The organism is Mesorhizobium sp. M1E.F.Ca.ET.063.01.1.1, from assembly GCF_003998155.1.
Classification (GTDB): domain Bacteria; phylum Pseudomonadota; class Alphaproteobacteria; order Rhizobiales; family Rhizobiaceae; genus Mesorhizobium.
Genome location: NZ_RZSC01001491.1, coordinates 1 through 562, shown reverse-complemented (window position 1 = coordinate 562; position 562 = coordinate 1). Strand labels below are relative to the sequence as shown.

Genomic DNA, 562 nt, shown 5'->3' with positions numbered 1-562 from the left:
CGACGGCCTCCGGCTGGTAGTTCGGGTCGTTCTGGTGGGCGGTGGCGTCGGCGCGGATGCGGGCGCGGCGCGCCTCGGGCGATTCGGGCCAGTCGGCGCTCGCCGTCTGGATGCTTTCCTGCGGCGCCGGCAGATTTTCCTTCTGTCCCGGCGCGGGCTTCACCAGATCGGGACGCGGCTTGTAGTCGATCGGATCGCGGTGCTTCGGCGTGATGGCGATGGCTCCGGAAACGTCATCGGCGAGCTGTTCGGCGGCGGTCTTGTCGGTTCCGTAGGTCGGCGAGCCGACACAGCCGGACATGGCAATGGCCGATGCCACAAGCGGCGCCAGCAGCGCGGCGCGCGCAAACGTTCTTTCGGTCATGCCAAAAAGTCCCACTCTAACAGCCTCTCGGTCGCCACCGGCCACAGGGGCACGGTCCCCTTCTTCCCCGCATTTGCGATGGAAATCCGGCGACAATTTGTCTGCCGGAGTGTCGCGTGTTTACCTCAACCACTTATTAAGGGCAACGCGCGGGCGGATAAGGGCCGCCCGGCGTGGCACTTTTGCACCGGCTTATGA

General features: G+C 65.8%; 1 pseudogene. It reads right to left on the bottom strand.

Annotated features, from left to right (window positions below):
* Positions 1–364 (bottom strand): annotated as a pseudogene (locus tag EOA29_RS39405) (hypothetical protein); the annotation flags it as partial.
* Positions 365–562: the final 198 nt, after the last annotated feature.